The 20069-nt window shown below is 42.8% G+C and carries 18 protein-coding genes and 1 CRISPR repeat array; of the genes, 15 read left to right on the top strand and 3 right to left on the bottom strand.

Features of this window, described 5'->3' with window-relative positions:
• Nucleotides 1–723: 723 nt before the first annotated feature.
• A complete protein-coding gene (locus M23134_RS37870) occupies nucleotides 724–3360 on the bottom strand; it encodes a phage tail tape measure protein (protein ID WP_004155909.1) in 2637 nt (878 codons plus the stop codon).
• A gap of 180 nt (nucleotides 3361–3540) precedes the next feature.
• Nucleotides 3541–4692: direct repeats of the CRISPR family, unit length 30 nt; unit sequence ATTTCAATTTCTGAATGATCCGATTAAGCC.
• Between the two features lie 385 nt (nucleotides 4693–5077).
• Here M23134_RS37870 and M23134_RS10635 point away from each other — a divergent pair.
• The 8 genes from M23134_RS10635 to M23134_RS10600 all read left to right on the top strand — a co-directional run bounded on the left by M23134_RS10635 (nucleotide 5078) and on the right by M23134_RS10600 (nucleotide 10503).
• Nucleotides 5078–6067 carry a hypothetical protein gene (locus tag M23134_RS10635; protein ID WP_004155893.1) on the top strand — a complete coding sequence of 330 codons (990 nt, stop codon included), beginning with the start codon at nucleotides 5078–5080 and terminating at the stop codon, nucleotides 6065–6067.
• An 8-nt stretch (nucleotides 6068–6075) separates the two neighbouring features.
• Nucleotides 6076–6774 (top strand): hypothetical protein, encoded by a 699-nt coding sequence (locus tag M23134_RS10630; protein WP_004155892.1) that lies wholly within the window; start codon nucleotides 6076–6078, stop codon nucleotides 6772–6774.
• The gene (locus M23134_RS10625; protein ID WP_004155891.1) at nucleotides 6761–7108 is read left to right on the top strand and encodes a hypothetical protein; all 348 of its coding nucleotides are present in this window, start codon (nucleotides 6761–6763) and stop codon (nucleotides 7106–7108) included. Before M23134_RS10630 ends, M23134_RS10625 begins: the two co-directional genes overlap by 14 nt.
• Nucleotides 7109–7181: 73 nt before the next feature.
• Nucleotides 7182–7427, top strand: coding sequence for a hypothetical protein (locus tag M23134_RS10620; protein WP_045113336.1), 246 nt, complete (start codon nucleotides 7182–7184; stop codon nucleotides 7425–7427).
• Between the two features lie 31 nt (nucleotides 7428–7458).
• Nucleotides 7459–8274, top strand: a complete 816-nt coding sequence (locus M23134_RS10615) for a hypothetical protein (protein WP_004155889.1) — start codon at nucleotides 7459–7461, stop codon at nucleotides 8272–8274.
• A gap of 8 nt (nucleotides 8275–8282) precedes the next feature.
• Nucleotides 8283–8783 carry a hypothetical protein gene (locus M23134_RS10610; RefSeq protein WP_004155886.1) on the top strand — a complete coding sequence of 167 codons (501 nt, stop codon included), beginning with the start codon at nucleotides 8283–8285 and terminating at the stop codon, nucleotides 8781–8783.
• Nucleotides 8784–8795: 12 nt separating this feature from the next.
• Nucleotides 8796–10061, top strand: a complete 1266-nt coding sequence (locus M23134_RS10605; RefSeq protein WP_004155884.1) for a hypothetical protein — start codon at nucleotides 8796–8798, stop codon at nucleotides 10059–10061.
• A 10-nt stretch (nucleotides 10062–10071) separates the two neighbouring features.
• On the top strand, nucleotides 10072–10503 hold the full coding sequence (locus tag M23134_RS10600; protein WP_004155883.1) for a hypothetical protein: 432 nt from the start codon (nucleotides 10072–10074) through the stop codon (nucleotides 10501–10503).
• Between the two features lie 781 nt (nucleotides 10504–11284).
• Here M23134_RS10600 and M23134_RS10595 read toward each other — a convergent pair.
• A complete protein-coding gene (locus M23134_RS10595; RefSeq protein ID WP_004155877.1) occupies nucleotides 11285–13102 on the bottom strand; it encodes a hypothetical protein in 1818 nt (605 codons plus the stop codon).
• Nucleotides 13103–13284: 182 nt separating this feature from the next.
• Here M23134_RS10595 and M23134_RS10590 point away from each other — a divergent pair, with 182 nt between their 5' ends.
• A complete protein-coding gene (locus M23134_RS10590; protein ID WP_004155874.1) occupies nucleotides 13285–13632 on the top strand; it encodes a helix-turn-helix transcriptional regulator in 348 nt (115 codons plus the stop codon).
• Between the two features lie 109 nt (nucleotides 13633–13741).
• On the opposite strand, the gene M23134_RS37865 is transcribed toward M23134_RS10590, so the two are convergent.
• Nucleotides 13742–14146 carry a helix-turn-helix domain-containing protein gene (locus M23134_RS37865; protein WP_004155872.1) on the bottom strand — a complete coding sequence of 135 codons (405 nt, stop codon included), beginning with the start codon at nucleotides 14144–14146 and terminating at the stop codon, nucleotides 13742–13744.
• An 850-nt stretch (nucleotides 14147–14996) separates the two neighbouring features.
• Here M23134_RS37865 and M23134_RS10580 point away from each other — a divergent pair.
• The 6 genes from M23134_RS10580 (at nucleotide 14997) to dnaB (ending at nucleotide 20065) form a co-directional block, all read left to right on the top strand.
• Nucleotides 14997–15290: a hypothetical protein gene (locus M23134_RS10580; RefSeq protein ID WP_045112974.1), complete on the top strand. Its 294-nt coding sequence runs from the start codon at nucleotides 14997–14999 to the stop codon at nucleotides 15288–15290.
• 83 nt (nucleotides 15291–15373) lie between these two features.
• On the top strand, nucleotides 15374–15736 hold the full coding sequence (locus tag M23134_RS10575; protein ID WP_004155870.1) for a hypothetical protein: 363 nt from the start codon (nucleotides 15374–15376) through the stop codon (nucleotides 15734–15736).
• A gap of 345 nt (nucleotides 15737–16081) precedes the next feature.
• The gene (locus M23134_RS10570) at nucleotides 16082–16375 is read left to right on the top strand and encodes a hypothetical protein (protein ID WP_004155869.1); all 294 of its coding nucleotides are present in this window, start codon (nucleotides 16082–16084) and stop codon (nucleotides 16373–16375) included.
• Between the two features lie 35 nt (nucleotides 16376–16410).
• Complete coding sequence (locus M23134_RS10565; RefSeq protein WP_004155868.1) at nucleotides 16411–16752, top strand: hypothetical protein; 342 nt, start codon at nucleotides 16411–16413, stop codon at nucleotides 16750–16752.
• 33 nt (nucleotides 16753–16785) lie between these two features.
• On the top strand, nucleotides 16786–18543 hold the full coding sequence (locus M23134_RS10560) for a hypothetical protein (protein ID WP_004155867.1): 1758 nt from the start codon (nucleotides 16786–16788) through the stop codon (nucleotides 18541–18543).
• Nucleotides 18544–18586: 43 nt separating this feature from the next.
• Complete coding sequence (dnaB, locus tag M23134_RS10555) at nucleotides 18587–20065, top strand: replicative DNA helicase (RefSeq protein WP_004155866.1); 1479 nt, start codon at nucleotides 18587–18589, stop codon at nucleotides 20063–20065.
• Nucleotides 20066–20069: the final 4 nt, after the last annotated feature.

The following is a 20069-nucleotide window of genomic DNA, read 5'->3' as shown; positions in this document are numbered from 1 at the left end:
TTTTTTTTACTTGGGTTTGACCCAACTGAGCTAGTAATGACTCACAATAAGCAGGTAAAGTAGGCATTTTTGACCCTAAATTTAAAACATTTGCAACTCTTCCCTAATCTGTAGAGTTTTCAGAAAAGAGCTGTTCTTTTTATTCGAATATGCTACATTTGAAGCATAAACGATATAAATAGTGATTTTTTAAACATCTAAATACTTATTGATATATCATTTATGCTTTTATCCAAGCAAAGCCCCACTGGTGCACATTTTAATGTGTTCCTTTTTTCTACGAGCATTTAATAATGCGGTTACGAAGCAAACTAAATATTGATTATTAGAAAGTGAAAGCCGAGTCATTTGTCTATAGCTTTTTTATGAATAAGTCTGTCTAGTTTTTACATCTCTCAGCAAAGCATCCAGATTATATAAAATGCATTCTCTGCCTTTTTCGGAGAGTGGGGAATGCATTTGTTTCTTTCAGCCCCGCTGGAGTAAGTCGCCTCGGATGCGCCGTCTTACTCAATATAGATTAAGTTAAAATCAGCTTGCTTGTACCACTCAATGGTACAAAGTTAGAGGTGGTGACCGTACCAATGCGTGCGAAGAATTGACATATTACACACCTCACGGCAAACGTACTTGTATACCGCTGATTTGTTTGATATACTATTTTTTCTTGTCAACAAAGTTACAGGTGAAAAGTACCAGGCATAGCTCACTATTAAAGCTGGCCTACCCCTCCTGCACCATCATTGCCCCATTGATCTTGCGCACAATCTCCTGTACAATCAAATCGGCCGATTGCTGCACCTCTTGACCTTTGGCATCCAGGTTGTTGATACTGTCTACATTCATCCCGATGATGTTGCCAATGGTAATGTTGATGTTTACTTGTTTGCTGCCTCCCCCCGTGATTTTATTCATGCCACTCGCACTGGTGGTAGCATCGCTGCCACCAGTGGGACTTGCCTTGGTTTTACCCGGCGTTTTGGTGGGGTTAATCAAGGTATTGAAAGCCGCACCAGTCATCGTATCTACCGTTTTTTTCTTACGGTCTTCATTGAACCTGTCTATCTCATCCTGTAGTTTTTTGAGGCGTTTTTTACGCTCTTTTTCTTCCTTTTCCTGTTGTTCTTCGGCGGGAGTCTTGGGTTGGGGCTTTTTGTCTTGCTGGGCTTGATCTTTTTGTTTTTGACTCAGGCTGTCTGCCTCTTTCGACATCACCCCAATCAGGCGCAGCCCTTGTTTGATTTTGTTGAATACCCAGCTAAACTTGTCAATCAACCAGTTGAACAAATCGCCAATGCCACCAAATACTTTGCCCACAATGGTACCCAAACCTTCAAAAGCTGTACCTACCACTTTAAGCAAAATGCCTCCAATCCACAAAAAGAGTTTGCCCAGTGGGGTAAGCAGGCGTAAAATCACCCGAAGCACCGGGCGCAAACCATTAATCACGGCAGTAACTCCTGCCATGACATTCCCTAGCAAGCCCCCCACATCTACGTTTGCCCGAAACGAATCGGCAAGCTGATAGACAAAAGGCAACACCATATTTACCACTCCGGTAATTGTCTTCCAGATATGCCCAAAATTGTCCATAATCGTATTTGCCACATTGAGCACTACCTCAATGAGAGGCGATAGTGCCCCAATCAGGTTGCCCGCGATGTTCCATACATCCTGGCTGACCATCAGCAGGTTGGTGCGTAACCCACCAAGCAGCTGCTGAATATGATCTTTCATGGGGGCAAAGGTGGTGGCCAGGCGACCAATCAACCCTGAGATATTAGCAAGCATTGTGGCAATAAAAGGAGAGACAAAGCTGACTGCCTGGGCAATGCCCTGCACCACCTCTTTTACGCCCAGCGAAGCATTGCCAAACGCGTGTAGGCTGCCCTTTGCCCCCAACAAATCGCGTTTGAACTGCCCAAAGGCTTGACGCAAGGGAGCAAAAGCATCGCTGAGTATTTTGTAATACTGTCCAAAGTTTTCGCCCAAATCACTGAGCACCCCCGTCATTGATTGGGTCATTTGGCGCAGGAAAGGATCAAAGCGGTCACCAATTTCAATCATTAGTCCACTAAAAGCCGACTTTGCCTTGGTGACATCCCCCGCCAGGTTGTCTTCCATCGTTTTGGCCATTTTTTTGGCGGTGCCCGCTGCGGTATTGAGCACAATGTCGTAGCCCTTGATGGCTTCAGCTCCTTTGAGGGTAATTTCACCTCCTTTTTTGAGGGCAGCCTGCAAACGCTTTTCCCCAAGGAGTCGCTTCATCAGGGCTACCTGGGTGGCATTGGCCGCATCAATTTTTAGCTTCTTTTCTCCGTTGAGTAGCGAGAGCATATTTTTGGTGGCCTCAGAACCATAAAGGGTGGCAATGGTGGCTTGCTTTTGCTTGTCGGTCATATTGACCGTGACTCGGTTGAGTTCCTGAATCATCCCGGCGATGCCTTTGAACTTGCCCTTGGCATCAAACATTTCAATGCCTAAGCCTTTCATGAGGGTACGCATTTGACGGGTGGGTTTGGCCAGGCGATTGAAACCCGAAGCCAGGGTAGTGGTGGCTACCGAACCCTGCAAACCATTGTCGCCCAAAATACCAATGGCTGACGCCGATTCTTCCAGGCTTACTCCCAAAGCCCTTGCTGTAGGTGCCAGGTACTTCATACTTTCGGCGAGCATTTCGAGGTTGGTATTACTGGAAGTAATCGTTTTGGCAAATACATCGGCTACCCGGTCGCTTTGGTCAGCGCTGAGCCCAAAGGCAGAAATGGCATTGGAGGCAATGTCGGCGGTGCGTCCCAAGTCCATTCCCGAAGCCGCCGCCAGGTCAAGCACTCCCCCCAAGGCACTCGCCGCATCCTTTGCCGAAAAGCCCGCCATCCCCAGGTACTCTAAACCTTGCCCCGCTTCCCTGGCGCTAAACCGGGTCGTTTTACCCATTTCAAGCGCCTTGTTACGCAGTACTTGAAACTCTTCGGCGTTTGCATTACTAATGGCTTGCACCTGGCTCATCTGGGCGTTGAAGCCCATACTTTCTTTGACCGCCACTCCAAAGGCAAGGGTGGCGGCTGCCCCCATGGCAAGCAAGGTCTTTTTGAGTCCTTTGAAGGCAGTGCTCACTCCCGAAACTACGACCCCACGAAGCTTGCCCATTTTGCGGATGACCCTTGAAATGGCGTTGCCCACGGCAGCTACCGCACGGCTTGCCACCGGGAAACGCTCCTGAAACTTGCCCGCTGCTTTGCTTGCTTGTGCACCCAGTTGCTCTACCTTAGACCTGGCTTTTCCGGCAAGCTTGTTTAATTTATCAACTTTGGAACTTGCCAGGTCCCGCATTTTGAGGGCAAACTCGTAGATTTTCATGAGATGTTTTTGCTCTCAAGCTAGGTGGGATTTGAGGATAGTATAAAGTCTTTATTTAGGCTTTAGTTAATTACAAAGGTAAAATAGTAGCTAAAGACAAGGATTAAAATCAAAAGTATTTAGGTTGGTGTTTTGAATGATAGGGTTAAATATATTCAGAAAGTTTTATGCACCTGACTGTTATCAATTTCTGAATGATCCGATTAAGCCATAGCTGGTGGGTTGCTCCTGAGCAGGTAGGATGGTATTTCAATTTCTGAATGATCCGATTAAGCCTCTTGTATTAAAATAGGGGTTCGTTGTGTTATAGTGAATTTCAATTTCTGAATGATCCGATTAAGCCTTAGTTTTAAAGCTAATGTACAATTGCCTAAGTTCTATTTCAATTTCTGAATGATCCGATTAAGCCTTTAAAGATGAAAGAGGCAAAAGAGAAAAACAACAGGATTTCAATTTCTGAATGATCCGATTAAGCCCAATCGTTGCCGGAAGGAAGCAAATCGAAAGAAATCAATTTCAATTTCTGAATGATCCGATTAAGCCTTTGTGTATGGAAACAACAACAGAAGTACTAAAAAAATTTCAATTTCTGAATGATCCGATTAAGCCCTGAAACAAAAAAACCGCCACGATCAAATTGGCCGATTTCAATTTCTGAATGATCCGATTAAGCCACAGATAAAGAAATAACAGAGCGAATAGATTACAAATTTCAATTTCTGAATGATCCGATTAAGCCATCAGTTTGTATAGAATAATAAAGGTTTTATTGTAGATTTCAATTTCTGAATGATCCGATTAAGCCTGAAGAAGATAAGCTAAAAGCTAAACGAATGTTCAAATTTCAATTTCTGAATGATCCGATTAAGCCAAATAAAAACAACCTGAGTGCCCTACCTGAGAGCATATTTCAATTTCTGAATGATCCGATTAAGCCGAGAGGTAATAAATTTTTATGAGGTAATCAAAGCCATTTCAATTTCTGAATGATCCGATTAAGCCATAAAAATTTTTAGTACTGGCGGTGGTTTTAGTTAATTTCAATTTCTGAATGATCCGATTAAGCCTTATACAGCTCCAATATTTTTATTATAGCAATTGGTATTTCAATTTCTGAATGATCCGATTAAGCCATCGGGTTTTTGTTTTTGTACATTGCAAATGCCTTTATTTCAATTTCTGAATGATCCGATTAAGCCATGGCCAAACGAGTACGAGCGACCAAAAGGCATTCGCATTTCAATTTCTGAATGATCCGATTAAGCCACATCGCTTGAGGCAGGCGCCGAAACATTACCGCTCATTTCAATTTCTGAATGATCCGATTAAGCCCCGTGAAGTAATGGCTAAAAATGGGCATTTACAAGCTCAAATCAAAGTTGAGGCAAGAGTTTTTAACCTTGTAAAGTCTGTAACCTACAATAGTGTAAAAAGCTCTAGAGGGTTACAGACCTTGCAAGTAGCTGACTATCAGAATATTGAATACTGTTAATAGATTGCACTACCTTTTAAGCCATCAATATGCATAAGGTTTCAGACTTTAAGATGGGTTGGATGCATAGGATGTGATATCTTTTGGTATAGTTGGTCATTCAATTTATCATCACAACTAAAGTATTGAATGGCTCTTTATGAAAACCACAAAATAACCCATTCAAACCTCAATCCTCAAAAAACGCTTACCTAAAAACACCCAACCAGTACTAAATTGCCCCCCATGCTCACATTCAATACCCAAGTCATATTTACCCCGGTCACTGGTGGGGTGGAGTATCTACTCGACAGTTTTACCTCGCTGGAAATCACCAGTTCGTGGAAAAACCTGGGCGATATGGCCATACTTAAGCTGGGCAGGTTAAGGGGGCAGTTCAACAAGCAACTCAAAGAGGGAGATGGAGTAGAAATTAAGTTGGGCTACGACGGCGAGCTGCCTACCGAATTCAGGGGCTACATTGCCCGGCTACTTCCCAACCAACCCTTCGAGATGCATTGTGTGGACGAGGTCTATCATTTGCAGCGCTCTAACCTCAACCAAACCTGGAAGCACACCACTTTGAAGGAGGTGATTGAAGAAGCCATCAAGGGCTTTGAAATAGAGCTGGTAGATACCCAAGAAGTCCCCGAAGTAACCCTTGCCCCCTTTCGGGTGGCCAATGCCAGTGCCGCCAGGGTGTTGCAAAAGCTCAAAGACAATTATGGGCTTGCCATGTACTTCCGGGGCAAGCAGTTGTACGTGGGCTTGCCTTATTCAGAGGATGTGGCACTGACTACCGGGGTAGATGAAACACCTGTGGTGTATGACTTACAGCGAAACGTACTTGCCACCGAGTTGGAGTATCGCCGCAAGGAGGATATTAAGATCAGACTCAAGGCAACCTCTTATTTGAAGAACAATCAAAAACTGGAGGTGTATGCGGGCAGCGAAGAAGGCGAACTCAGAACCTGGATTTCACCTGAGCCCATTGCAGATAAAGATACTTTACAAAAAATTGCCAACGAAAAAGTCAAGCTGTACCGCTACGAAGGCTACAAGGGCGGGGTTAAAACCTTGGGCATTCCGCATGTGGTACATTCGGCGCGTTGCCAAATCCGGGATGCTGATTATCCCGAACGTGAGGGCGTATATTTTGTAGATGAGGTAAAAACCACGGTAAGCAAAACCGGGGGCTTCAAACGGGCGGTAAAAATTGGAAGGAGGGCGCAGTAAACTAAACTATGGATGAAAATATCAACGCTTTTATTAATTCTATTCGGCGAATTATGGAGGCATTGCCTGCCGATAGCAAAAACCTTCGGGGTACGGTGGTAGAGGTAGACGAAGCCGAACGCACTTGTGAGGTGCAACCACTGGGCGGTGAAGCTCCTTTGCCGGATGTACGCCTGGTGGCAAGTATAGACAGCGAGGTAGCAGGCGGGGTAGTGTTTATTCCAAAAATAGGCAGTGCAGTGATTGTATCGATGCTCGAAGCCTCAGAAAGCGAGGCTTATGTGGCAAAGTTTGGCGAAGTAGAAAAGCTGCTCGTTCAGTTCAGCGAAGACAGTGTGGCTGAGCTGAGCGAAGCGGGCTTGAGCTATAAAAATGGGGACTTGGAAGTGAATATGAGCCAGGATGCTCATCAGTTGAAAGTGGGTGATTTGAGCTTGCAACTCACCGCTGACAAGCTTTCGCTCAATGGAGACAGTGCGGGTGGACTGATCAAGGTAACTGAGCTCAAAACCGAGTGGAACAAGAACAAAGCAATCCTCGATGGCTTGGTTCAGGTACTTTCGGGGTCACCTATTCCTGAACCGGGCAATGGCAGTCCTTCGGCGTTGCAGGCCACCCTCAAGGGAGTCGTGGCGGGTAAACAGACGGGAGTATTTAAACCCAGTTTTGAAAATAAAAAAGTAATGCACGGCGATGGCGACAACTGACCCTAATAAGTGGCGTAAGGTGACAGATGTACTACTCTCGGAAGTAGACGGTGATTTGGCTTTTGAAAACGGTGACTTTGCCTTGGGCGATGCCACCTTGCAGCACCAGGCGCATAACCTGGTGGCCAACAAAGGCGATTTGCGGGCTGCACCCCAGGCGGGTATTGGGCTGGATATTTTTCTAAATGATGAAAACCGTGATTTTAGTGAAATGCGGGCTGAGATTGAGCTGCAACTGGAACTGGACGGGCAAACTATAGAATCGGTGCGCTTTGACATAGATGAGCAAATAGGAGGCGATTTGGTACGAATTGAAGCGGGGTGGAGTAATTAAATGCTTGAATGGTTTCGCTTCGCTAATGGTTAAATGGTTGGCGCAAAGCGATGATTGATACACTGATATAGATATGATGCAAGTTTATACTACTTACGAGGGGCAAAACATCATAGACCTTGCCTTGCAACTGTATGGAAACCCCCAGACGTTTTTTATGCTGCTAGACGACAATCCTACACTTTCGCTGGATCAGGAGATTGCGGCAGGTACTGAGGTCAGGTACGACCCTGACAAGGTAGACATTCGTGACTACCCTTTAATCAAGTACTTTACAAATAAACTACCCCAGACGGTGATTGTAAAAACAGGAAATTAAATACCGCAAACAAACAAGCAAACAAACAACCATGGCAAGAACCCTTACTCAAATACGCAATGAACTGCTGGCGGCCAAAGCTGCCGAACCTAAGCTTGATGCCTTAGACTCTCCTTCTAACTTTGCGATCTGGCGGCTTTGGCTCTACGTAGTGGCCATGGCAGTCTGGACGCTGGAACAACTCTTTGACCGCCACAAGGCAGAGGTAGAAGCAAGACTTGCCCAGAACATTTTTGGTTCCGCAGAATGGTTTGTACTACAGATGAAAAAGTTTCAGTACGGAGACAACCTCGTCAGAGATGAAAACGGGGCGCTGGGCTACGCCCAAATTTCTCCCGAAAAACAAATCATCAGCCAAGCGGCCATCTCGGTAGCGAGCGGTAGTGACAACGTTGCCACGCTCAAAGTAGCCAAAACAGTGAACGGACAGCCGGGGCAACTTTCGGCCAGTGAACTCGCCGCCGCAAGAGGCTACATTGATCGCTTGCAACCGCCAGGAGCATATATTCTCGTCAATAGCTTGCCTGGTGACATCGCAAGGCTCAGCCTGGAAGTATATTACAATCCTTTGCTCGAAGCTACCTCACTCAAAACAAGCATAGAAACTGCCATTGATCAACACCTCTCCAACCTGCCTTTTAATGGTAAAATCCTGCGATCTAAAATTGTAGATGCGGTGCAGGCGGTAGCAGGCGTGGAAGATGTAGTCATTACATTATTTGAAGCCAAGGCAAGTGGAGAAACTTACACCCCAGTAAACCGGGTATACATCCCCAAATCGGGCTATGTAAAAATAGACAATGAACACCCGCTTAAAGACCACCTCACCTTAAAAACTCCTTTATAAATAAAAGCATGACCATTGACTGGAATAAATTTGTACGTTGGCTAGTACCTTCGTACCTCAAAAAGGAACAAGCACGGCATTTGGCTTGGCTACAAGTAATGCTTACCCCTATCAAAACCTTGCACACAAAGTTTGTGGCTTTTAGGGTGGCCACCCAACTGGAAATCGCCATCAGCAACCAAACGATGGTGCTCGAAGAAGAACTCAACCGCAGGTTAGGGCTAAGCCAGGAGATCATTATCATCAACCAAACCTATCAGAAAAACCGCCGCCATATCTATTACCTCAGCGAAGCATCCAGTTTGCAATATTACCGTTACTGGTTGAGCGAAATTACCGAAAAAAACCTTCTTCCCAAGTTTAGCTACACTTTGAGCGAATTTCAGGGGGAGTACGATTTTGTAGTACAGACTCCGGCACTGAGTGAGGATCAACAACTTCAGGTACGTGCCTTCATCAACAAATACAAATTACCCGACAAGATTTACACAGTTATCATCAAAGAATAAACAGCACACACTATGGCAAAAATATTAGACCTCATTACGGGCGGGCACCCCGACTCGCTGGACGATTTGCTCCATTTGCAGGAGGCTCAACAAGAAGGACAAGTGGCAAGCTTTATGGCGTTGGGGCTTGATTTGAGTAAGAGTTATATACTTCAAGGCTGCGAAATCAGCGAAGATGACAGCGGTTTTGCTACCACCACCGCAGGTATGATTCTTTATAATGGCGAAGTGTTCGAAGTAGAGGCTCAATCGGTACCAGACGCTGAGAACTATGGTTGGGCAGTAGAGGACACTTATCGCCCCGGCAACCCAGTGACTTATGCTAACGGCAATGTCCATTCACCCCATAAGATCAGGAAAATGAAGCTCGTAAATATAGCAGCACAAGCCGAAGTGCTTCATCAGGAGTTGTGGCACACCAAGGTAGCACTTGGTACCGAAGAAGGTATTGTGGCAGGTTTCGACCTGAAAAAGCCACTCGGTGACAGTCTTATATTTAATGGTGAACGCACTGGCAACCAGACCAGCGAAACTGAAATTATCTGTCAAGGCAAAAAATGGCAGGTTGTGGGAGATATTGTGCTTAGTTTTCCTCCACCTGATTCACTACCCAACAGTCATTATAATGGAGAGGAATACCAGATGTATTGTCAGCCGAATAAATGGCAGGATGCCCTGGAGTTTTTGGTAGCAGAAGAGGCGCCTCCTGCAAACGTCTGTATACTGGGCAAGGTAACCTTGGATAATAGCTACGAACCAACAGGTGCCAGCGTGCAGGAGTTGTATGCAATAAACGAAGAGTATGAACCAAAAATCCGGATGGAAATTTATAAAACCGGGCATAGGCTTATTAAGTACTTCCCGGTACACAGCTATGCAAATAAAACAGACTTTGAGGCCTGGGTGAGAATAGCCCAACCCATCAAGGAAGCCATTGATACCAAACTGCAACAGTCGCTCTATGCCGAAGTCGAGTTTAGAGAACATCGCTACCCTTTCAGAGTGAGCTTGTTTGGCTACCTTGCTTTTGCTGACTTGTCTTCTGGGGTACTTGCTAATATGTATGGGGAGTTTATACCCCAGTCTGCCAAAAGGATCAGCACAGGCATCTACCGCTCCGCTGACCGTTTGAATACTTATCAGCTGATAGCAAGTAATATATCAGCTGATTTGTCAGACGACACAGGACTGAACCTGATAAATCCGCCAATGATAAGCAATATAGAAAATAGCGACATCATGCACTTTCTCGGCATTTTTGCCAGTTATTTTATTTAATCAAATCACCATGAAAAAACAACAACAAACCCCGCTCCCTACTTTGTATTGTACCGTAGGGCTACCCTTTTCGGGCAAAGCAGCATGGGCGGCTTGTCAGGGGCTGCCCGTGGTTTCGCTTGCTGCCAATGAAACAGTAATTGATGGAGGTGGCAAAGTTACTCAGAAAACCAAGGCTACCACTGAGCCACTGGCTTTTACCCGCCAACTCATCGAATGCTTGTTTGCCGCAGGTAACCAAGTGGTCATTTTACTGGCCGAAAACCTTACCAAAAAAGAACGTGCTTACTGGCAAAACCCTGATGCCTGGCAAACCATATTCAGGGAGTTTAAGATTAGCGAGAAAGAAGCGATTCGTAAGGCAGTCGCAGCGGGGGTGGGCAAGCAGCAGGTACTAACTATTCAGGAGAAAGCCAAAAAGTATGAAATGCTAAATCAGTAAGCAAGCTAATCAACCAAGCAATGGAAAATCTGTAAATCAGATTTGTGAGTGGGCAAAAAACCAAAGAGTACATCCAAGACTTAATTGATTATTATTTTGTGTTTTTGCAACAAGAGAAGGCAAGTCCGACAACTGAGATATCAGACAATGAAACGGTTACTGGTATAGTGTGTAATATTTGCTGTAAAGGGGCTTAATGGAGTGATTAAGGGTGATAAAAATGAGGCGGCTTATTTTTCAAAAGATGCGGGTGTGGTGGGATTCAGGTTGAAGCCCTGGCAGTTAATTGCTCTAATGGGCTGGCATAAACAAAAACCTGACAGAAAAATATACCTCTATCTCCCTGCCAGGATATCTAAAACCTGAGGCATTAGATATAGTGATTTCAGTAGCAAAAGTAAGACTTTGATCTATTCTATGCTAGAATAAATATCATATTTTAATATCATTAACAAAATACGTATGAGTTTACAAATTGATGTGGATCAACTCAGGGGTGGAGTAAGTGATACCAAAGCCACCGAATTTGGGTTGTGAAAACTCGAAATTTATGACTTTGGGGATAGCCAACCCATCATAAGGTTTGGCATCAGGGATAATTCTTCGGTACAGGCAAACATTGATCATACCGCAAAAACCTTTGTTTTACGTGACCCTTATGAGCTTAACTCTCAGGGAGGGCTTGCAGTTGCCTATAACTAAATAACCTTACCCCCGAAAAGTCACCATCTCTTAACCTCCCCCCTTCCTTAATCAAAAAGAAGAGGGTTGTTTTTTTGTACTATTCAGAGTCAGCTAAACTTTTCAAACCCTTCACCAGTGTAATCCTAAGCGTAGTATCACTAATGTGTTTCACTACATACCTGTCCTGACAAAAGTCGTACACTTTATATTTTTTCTGTAGAATATCGGCATACTTTACTCCCTTTATCAAATCAGGCAACACCTCTTCATACCACCTTAATTTCCGATAAGGGTCGTCGGTTCGGTCGCGTCCCTGGTAGTACCTGTCAAAACACTCCGGTGGAATATAATAACCATTTTTACTGGTTTTCTTTGCGCCTGCCTTAACAGGTGTACCAGTTACACCAGTTGCTTTCCTGGTTTTTGATTTAGGGTGTTTAGACACCGTTTTAACGGGTACAACACTGGTGAGCATGTGGGTCCCGTTTAGACTGTTTTGACTGGTGTAACTGCCATCACTGTTATCCTCTTTTTTAGGTGTTTTGACTGTGCCCATACCCTCGTTGATGGGTGTTTTAACACTGTTTTGACTGGTATGACTGCCATGACTGTTTTTACCTGTTTTAATAGTATTCACGTCTTTGTTTACAGGTGTTTTAACACCGTTTAAACTGTTTTGACTGATACAACTGTTATCCTCTGTTTCAGGTGGTTTAACTGTTGCATCAGGTGTGACTGATACAACACCATCTTCACTGTCAACCGGGGCGTTATCTGCTTTAGGTGTTTTAACTGCCTCAACTGTTGCATCACTGTTGATGTCACCTGCCGTTGTTTTAATGCTTGGATGACTGGGATGATTATCAGGTAATGTAACACCACCAGTAGGGTATAAACCAGCCTTGCTTCCTGCATTTGCCACCTGAAGTATGCCAGCCACAATTGCGTCGGTAATTTGTTCCGGAGAAGGTTTGCCGCCTGGGTCATCACTTGTACTTTCCTTAGAATTCAAAATATCATATTCGTTCCCTTCTTCTTGTACCCGTTTCATAAAAACACTATGAAAGTAATAGGCATAAATCGTGAGTAGTTCCATCAGCAGCACCAGCGAAAAACCAATGCCTATGCCCATTGTCCGGTAATGATCATTGGTGCTGGTTGCTGCCTCATATTTAGTTTTTACCTGAGTGATCTCATCCAGCTGTTTTTTCTCCAGCGCCAATTTTTCTGCTTTGCCCGCCTCCAGGTTTTCCTGCTCTTTTACTGTCAGCCCCCAACGCCTGAGTTGGGCATTTACAGACAGGTTTTCGAGCCCGGCAATGGTATTACTAAGCTGAGTCAGGCGAGGTTGGTTTTTCTTTTTGATCTGCTGCACTTTTTGGGTCTCAGCAGCGGCAATAGCCTTGGACTGGTCAATCTGTGAATCCCCAATCAAAGCTCCACCCACCGCACTCACCACAAGTGATGAAATCACAAATAAACTTAGATACCCCCATTGTATTAGTGGTACTTCATTTCCATTTGCCCGCTTGTAAAACACGTCGGTTGCCTTCTCTTTCTTGCCCCATTCCAAAGCTCCAAAAATTATGATAAGGCATACCAATGTGAGGAGTAGCAACAGGGTAGTAATAACCCCCAACGATTTAAAATCCAGATGGCGGGTAGCAAGTAAAACAGCTGTAATAAGGGCAAGCACAACCGAAACCGGGTGATAAAACAAGCGAAAGCCTTTGCCTAGTTTATACCACACCACTCGTCGTTCCAGGTACGACTTGCCTGTCATGTAGGTGTCTGCCTTCTGGTAATACTCCTTATACTGAGAGCTTTTATGTTTCTCATCATAAGGATTCTTTGTGTTTAACTCAGAAGTTGAATTGGCTTTTTTGATTTTTTGTAAAAAAGTATTTTTAGTCATAGTTAGTCAGGTATTGGTTTACCCGCAAATGCAAGCAAGAATTTAAAAAACATCACTTAATTATGTCTTAATAATTTAAAAATAGTCATTTAAAGACTGTTTACAAATAAAACGACTACTTATCACATAAAAAAGCATCAATTACTGATGTATAGAAAATAAAAACCGGGTATTTTAGCAAAATGAAAAAAAAGGAACTACTGAAAATAGTCAAACAACTGCGCAAAAGTCATGGGTTTACCCAACAACAAATGGCTGATAAACTGAAGTGGGGCAAACAGTCTTATGAGAGACTGGAGAATGGCCGTACTCAGGCATTCGACCTCGATGAGATTACCAGCATTGCTCAAATATTTCAATTAACCGCGACAGAAATGATGGAGTACCATGCCCCTCATGGACAGGTAAAAACTTTATTAAAGGAGGGGATTGCTCTTTTCCGGCAGAGCAGCCAGCTTTTTCAGGAAGCACAGCAGAAAATTGATGAGGCAGAAAGGTTGTTGAATAACCTGGAAACAAAGGAAGCATAAAAATATCCGGAAGTATATATATAAGAGGAGAAGTTTCATAAAAAAACCTTCTCCGATCGAAGCAGAGAAGGTTTTACACTTACTTTAACTAAAACTATTCATCCAAAATTTAGCCTTTAATTTGAGTACCAGAATTTTCATTGGCTCTTTTGACTGCGTCCAATTCTGATTTCAAATAAGTATTTTCCTGAAACAACGTATCAATAAGCGTTTGTTGTGTCAATACCTGCTCTCTTAGATTTTTTACCAGCCCACTTTGATTACTCCTGCTCCCATCCATGCTCAGGAGGGGAGTTCCCTGACCTGTGAGTAACCAGTTGCCATTCACATTCGGAAACCGATCTAAAAACTTAATAAAAAAATTAAGCGAAGGCTTGATGGCGCTTTTTTCTCTGATGTATTGATAAACGCTTGTGATAGGTACATCTATTTCTTCAGCAAATGTTTTTCTGTTATACCCTAAGTCTTGTATAATTTTAAGTAACCTTTCTTTAAAACCTATATCTATTCCCATTTGTAATGTTTAATGTTGGTAATTGTTATATATTTTATTTTAGTGCAAATATAGCAATTCCATTTACTTCCACAAAATATCATATATGAGAAAATAGCAATAGAAGCCTTGTTTCAAAATGAGCGAATTTTTAGTCTGATTACCTACAACAAACCCATGCGGTTTACCAAACAGGCAACCAGAGAGTTGTTGTACCTCTTTTGCTTATGTCCACACAGAAATGTAATTGATTACTGTCGGAGCAAACAAAGAGGTTCAGACTTATAATTCCGCCATCTTCCCAAAAAAAAAGCATAAAAGTGCCCTGAATGTTTTTTTGGAAACATTTTAAATTAAGCTAAGGAATAAGAAAGTGGGGTTTCTTTGAGAAAGAATTTGATGTCAAGCAAGCTAACTGACAACAAATTGGAGTGAATGTACACGAAAAATTATTGAAAATAGGTGGAGCTAACGCTCGTAGAGCATAAGGAAAATTACACAAAAACATTACTTGTTGTATAACTCCCCAAATGAAAGAACCCAAACATCCTGCAATAATATAAACTTAACCTTACATTACAAAATTTAATCGTATTTTTTATTACTATCATTTTTGATAAAAATAATTCTCCAAAAAAATTATTAAATATTTTAAATAATGTTTGCAGGTAAACATCTTGTTTTCAATATTTGCATCTCGTTAAGGAAAAGACCTTAATGCATTGCGTAAAAAACGCCTGCAAAAAAATAATAGGAGTTAATTGTAAAAATACTATAAAGTAGAATTCAGGCTGGCTCAGGTAGTAAACAAACTGTTGAGTCAATTCTGTCTTTTTACAACTTACTTAATAACAAATAAACAGATCAAATTATGAATGAATTCAACAAACGCACAAGGAAGCGTATAGCAAGAAAAGTGACCATACTGCAAAAAATTTATGAAAGTAATATTGACAACTTTACTGCCAGTGATCTTCGCAACTTAAATGCCTGGTTACTCTATAATGTGTGGCAGGAACCAGACTCCTTACCTGTTCAAGTGATCACTTTTGGAAACGAACAGATCAGACTTTTTAAATTTCCGGCAAGTTTTGCTCATCAAATAGAAACCCGGATAATTTCTTACTTCAAACAAAAAGATAAATGTAGCCAGGTGTCTGCTTAGGCAACCCGGCAAAATCAATTTTAGAACTCGATAGATACCTCAAGCCAGTAGTTCAATAAATTGTTTATCCAAAGTAAGATTAAATGAATAAGCCAAAGAAGCGCCCGCAAAAGAGTGCTCCTAAGAGCACTACTGTGCTTCAAAAGATTTTTGAAAGTAATATCAAAGATTTCACTATTACTGACCTTAAACACTTAAATGGTAGTTTGTTCTACCGTGACTTCAAAGAAAGATATCCTCAGGCAGAGGATTTACCTATCCAAACCATTGTTTTTGAAGGAAAACGGCTCACTCTTTTTGAGTTTCCCGAAAGTTTCGAAGGAAAGATCAGATCAAAAATATTCTTTCATTTCAAACGTAAAGCAGAAAACCTTCGTCGTGAACGGGCTTGCCAAAAAAATGAAGGAAAATCAGAAGAAGATGACGAAAGCTTTGTTCAGGGATAATTTATAAATGCCTGAAAAAAGAGCGTAAGAAAGGAAGCACTGTTTCAACCCGGTGCAACCTTTTCTTTTCAGATAGCTGAACTGTTCACTGTATCTAAGACGAAGGGAGACCTAAGACTTGTTATCACAGCTGGATTACTCATAAGACGTATTACTATGCCCAAAATTCCTGGGCAAAAAAAATCACTTGTAACTATATTAACCTTGTTTTATGCTCGCTCCATAAAGCAAACGCTTTATCGGTATACGAATACCACCGACTACTTCTTTGTGACACAGAGAACTGTAGTTATCGGTGTTCTGTGTAACCGGGGAAAATTAAGTAACCAACTAAAAATATTTATCATGAGCTGGGAAATTACCTGGGAAGATCGACGTAAAGCCAAAGTGCTTGCCCAAATCCGTCAGAAGAGATTGCGGGGCAAAGTCAGGGTACAAATCAATCAAAATACGTGGATATATGTACCAAAGAAAATTGCCCGCAGCAAACGTAAGTTACGGGCGTTTTTATCTTGCCGGGATCGTAAACTATTGGAAAAAAAAGCCTTGGAAACAGGTAAAAACAGACAGGCGGCAACGGGGCAAGGCCTCAGCAATGAAGACGAAAAAGCAGCGAAAGCTGTCTTACACAAATGCTAAAACAAATAAAAATAAATTCATCAAACTAAATAACAATGCCTTACAAAAAAAATTTAATTCTTGATTTTCACGCGCTTATTCAAAATCAAACAGACCTTAAGCTCACTGAGCATGTGGTTTTGACCTGGGCTTATGAAGCTGCCTGGGATGGCACTCTTGAACCTCTTGAGGATGATGGTATCAGGTATTATTGTTTTACTCCAAAGGGTGTTCGGGATGCCCTGCCTACCCTCAAAATTAAGACTGATAGAGGAATCCGGAAAATCATCGAAAAACTGGTAAAGCAAGACCTGCTTGTTCCCCACTACAATCGGCAGGGGATAGGTGCTTACTACGCTTTTTCTCCTATCACCCAAAAGTTGTTTAAAGGCTCCTGATGTACTGTCTCAATTTACCTTAAATAATTAGTGATGAAAAATCAAAAACAAACAGATAACACCTATAAAAAACGAATCAACCTCGATTTTGAGGCAGTCATCCGGCAAGGCATCAGTCTTAAACTGGACGAGCATGCGATTCTTGGCTGGGCACACGACTTTGCCAGAAGTGGTAAAAATAAGTCTATCAAAGAAGGAGAGATTGAGTATTTTTGGTTACAGGCTAAAAAGTGTCGTCAAGACTTGCCCGCACTTGAGATAAAAAGTGATCGGGGCATTCAGAAAAAACTGGAAAAGTTAGTCAACGCTGGATTTTTAATCCCTCATCCCAATCGAAAAGGATTGGGGGCTTATTTTGCTTTTTCAGGCATTGCCCAAAAAATTTTTGAAAACACCTGTATTTTGCCCAATGAATCGCAGTTGCATCATTTACCAGGACTTGAGAGCCGAAAGAAACAATTGTTCGAACTCATAGGAGAAATCAGTAAAGATCGAACCATTGTTCTATCAAATAACGAACAATTCTTCGATATACTCATTGAAACTCTCTTGGGACAACGAAAGATTGATCGAAGTGACATCGAACAGTTTATCGAAGCAACATCATACAGTTGTTCGCACAATAATTTAGTTAAAGATAATATAGTTATTGATAAAACCTATACTCTCTCTAAAGAAAAAGAAGAAAAAGAAATTTTTGAAAGTAAAGAACAAATATTCACTGCTGTGCAAGAAGAAGAGAAGGAGGAAAATGTTTTGTTAAAAAAAGAACATTGTCAGGCAGGAGTTAATGACCACGAAAAACCGAACAAAGATTTAGCTGCTCTGGAAAAAAACGTAAAGGCAATGGAAGCCAGAGAACTGGAACGGCAAAAGGAAGCCAGTGCAAACACTCAGGTGCTCCTAAGCAAAATGGCGGCTATGGAAAAAAGAATGGCAACCCTGGAAGCCAGGGAACAGGAACGGCAAAAAGAAACTGCTAAAACCAATGAGTCGATCCTGAACAGAATAAATGCTTTGGAAAAAAAAGCATCGGTTACCCCCACAAATGAAAACCAAAAGGTAAAAGAGGAAATTTATTCAGAAAAACAATCAACTCAGGTAAGCGAAAAGAATCAGTCTGTTGCCACAGAAATGCCCCAAAACAAACCCGCACCATCTGGTCAGCAAGAATCAAAACACCTGGTAAATCCGGTACCTTCCAAAGAAGAAGTCATTCAAATATTTACTGAGGAAGGCAGCACTGTGACAATGGCAGAAAAATATTTCAGTGATAACCTGTCGCTTATTCAGGAAGGTTTGATTAGTGAAGCTACGGTTCGCCGTAATGCCCTGTCAGCTGTTCCACCAGACACAACGCAAGCGTCTGCGGATCAGGCAGAGCAAAAACCAGAAAATACTGCGGTAAAAGATACTGCCAGACAGCACGAGACCTATCATCTGGCACAAGAAACCTACAAAGCCTTTAACATTTTGCCTTCCAAAAAGGAGTTGGGAAACCTTATGCAACAAATTTCAACCATTCAACAGGAGCGTGACCTGAGCATTCAACAAATGCGGCAAAACCTGCAAATGTATCAAAGCTTTATTCAAACCCCAGGGGTAACGACCAACTACAGCCTCAAAAACTGGCTCACAATTGAAGGAAATGGCTATGGCAGAGACTGGTCGAAAGACCTCGATAGAGTTCAAAAAAAACAAGACTATCAACGAAAGAAAGAGATGGGGCAAATAATATATACCTCCTACCAACAGGACTTTGAGCCCGCCACCAGACCAGACTGGTATTAGCATAAAACTCAAAAAATAATCACTCAAAAACTGATCAAAACCCATGACCAAAAAAACAATGGTAGTACAAGGACAGGTTCCTCCTCAAGCCATCGATATAGAAGAAGCGGTACTCGGAGCGATACTCATTGAACAACCTGCCTTCATGCAGGTTATTGACTTGCTGCAACCCGATTACTTTTACAAGCCTGCCCACAAGGAGGTTTATCAGGCAATACTGGAGCTGTTTGCGCAAGCCAATCCAGTAGATATGCTTACAGTAACTCAGCAACTAAGGCAAACAGGTAAACTTGAAATGGCAGGAGGTCCCGCTTTTGTGATGAAGCTGACCTCCATGGTAAATTCCTCCGCCAATATTGTGTACCATGCCCACATTCTGGTAGAACAGGCAATAAAGCGGCGACTGATCGAGATAAGCTCCAAAATCCGTAAAGTGGCCTTTGACCACACCAGCGATGCATTCGAGGTCATAGATGACCTGGCAAACGATGTATTTCAACTAAGCGAGACAGGAATAAAGAAGCAGTTCAGCCGGGCATCAAAAATAGTTTCAGAGAACATACTCACGCTTGAGGAGGATGTAGCAAACCCGCAAAGAATTCAGAAAAACAAGATACCGTCGGGTTTGTATAGCCTGGATAAGCATATTGGAGGGTTTGATAAGGCAACGCTGACTGTGTTAGCAGCTCGACCCGCGATGGGTAAAACCGCCTTTGCCCTGAACCTTGCCCTCAATGCCGCAGAAGTATTTGAGCGACCTGTGGCCTTCTTTTCACTTGAAATGAGCGCAAGAGAGCTGGGTTACAGGCTACTTGCCATGTGTTCAGGCATTGCGTCTAAAAGAATCAAAAACAGAGCGCTGTTCCAGGAAGAGATACCGAAGGTAAGGCAGGCAGAAAAGCTCATCCAGAAACCTAACCTCTTTATTGATGACACCCCACAGCTATCCCTGCTTCAATTCAAAGCAAAAGTACGACGGCTGGTGTTTAGCCATCAGGTAGAGTGTGTAATCATTGACTACCTTCAGTTGATGAAAGGGCATAGTGGTCAGGCAAGCCAAAACCGACAGCTGGAAGTAGCCACCATTGTCAAGGATTTAAAGGCGCTCGCCAAAGAAATGGATATCCCCATCATTGCACTCTCTCAGCTTAACCGGGGGGTAGAAACCAGACCAGGGGATAAACGTCCTGTGATGGCCGATTTGAGGGAATCAGGAGAAATAGAACAGTCGGCCGATACCATCGCATTTCTCTACCGACCAGCTTATTACGGAGTTACCGAAGATCACCTTGGAAACTCTACCGAAGGAGTCACTGAACTCATCATTGCCAAGCATAGGGATGGTAAACCGGGAACGATTCTGCTGGAGTTCGTTCCTCAGCACCTCAGATTTCAGGACTTGAATCAACAGTTTTGGAGAGAGCCCATACCAAAACCTGAGCAGCCAGGCAGGGCAACACAATCGCTTCCGGCAAAACAGTTCAGAGGGTTTAGTCAAAACCCTGACGATTTTGACAAATAAAAGG

Origin of the sequence: Microscilla marina ATCC 23134 (genome assembly GCF_000169175.1) — a bacterium.
Taxonomy (GTDB): Bacteria; Bacteroidota; Bacteroidia; order Cytophagales; family Microscillaceae; genus Microscilla; species Microscilla marina.
The sequence above is the reverse complement of the archived record's forward strand: the minus strand, read 5'-3'. Positions and strand labels throughout refer to the sequence as shown.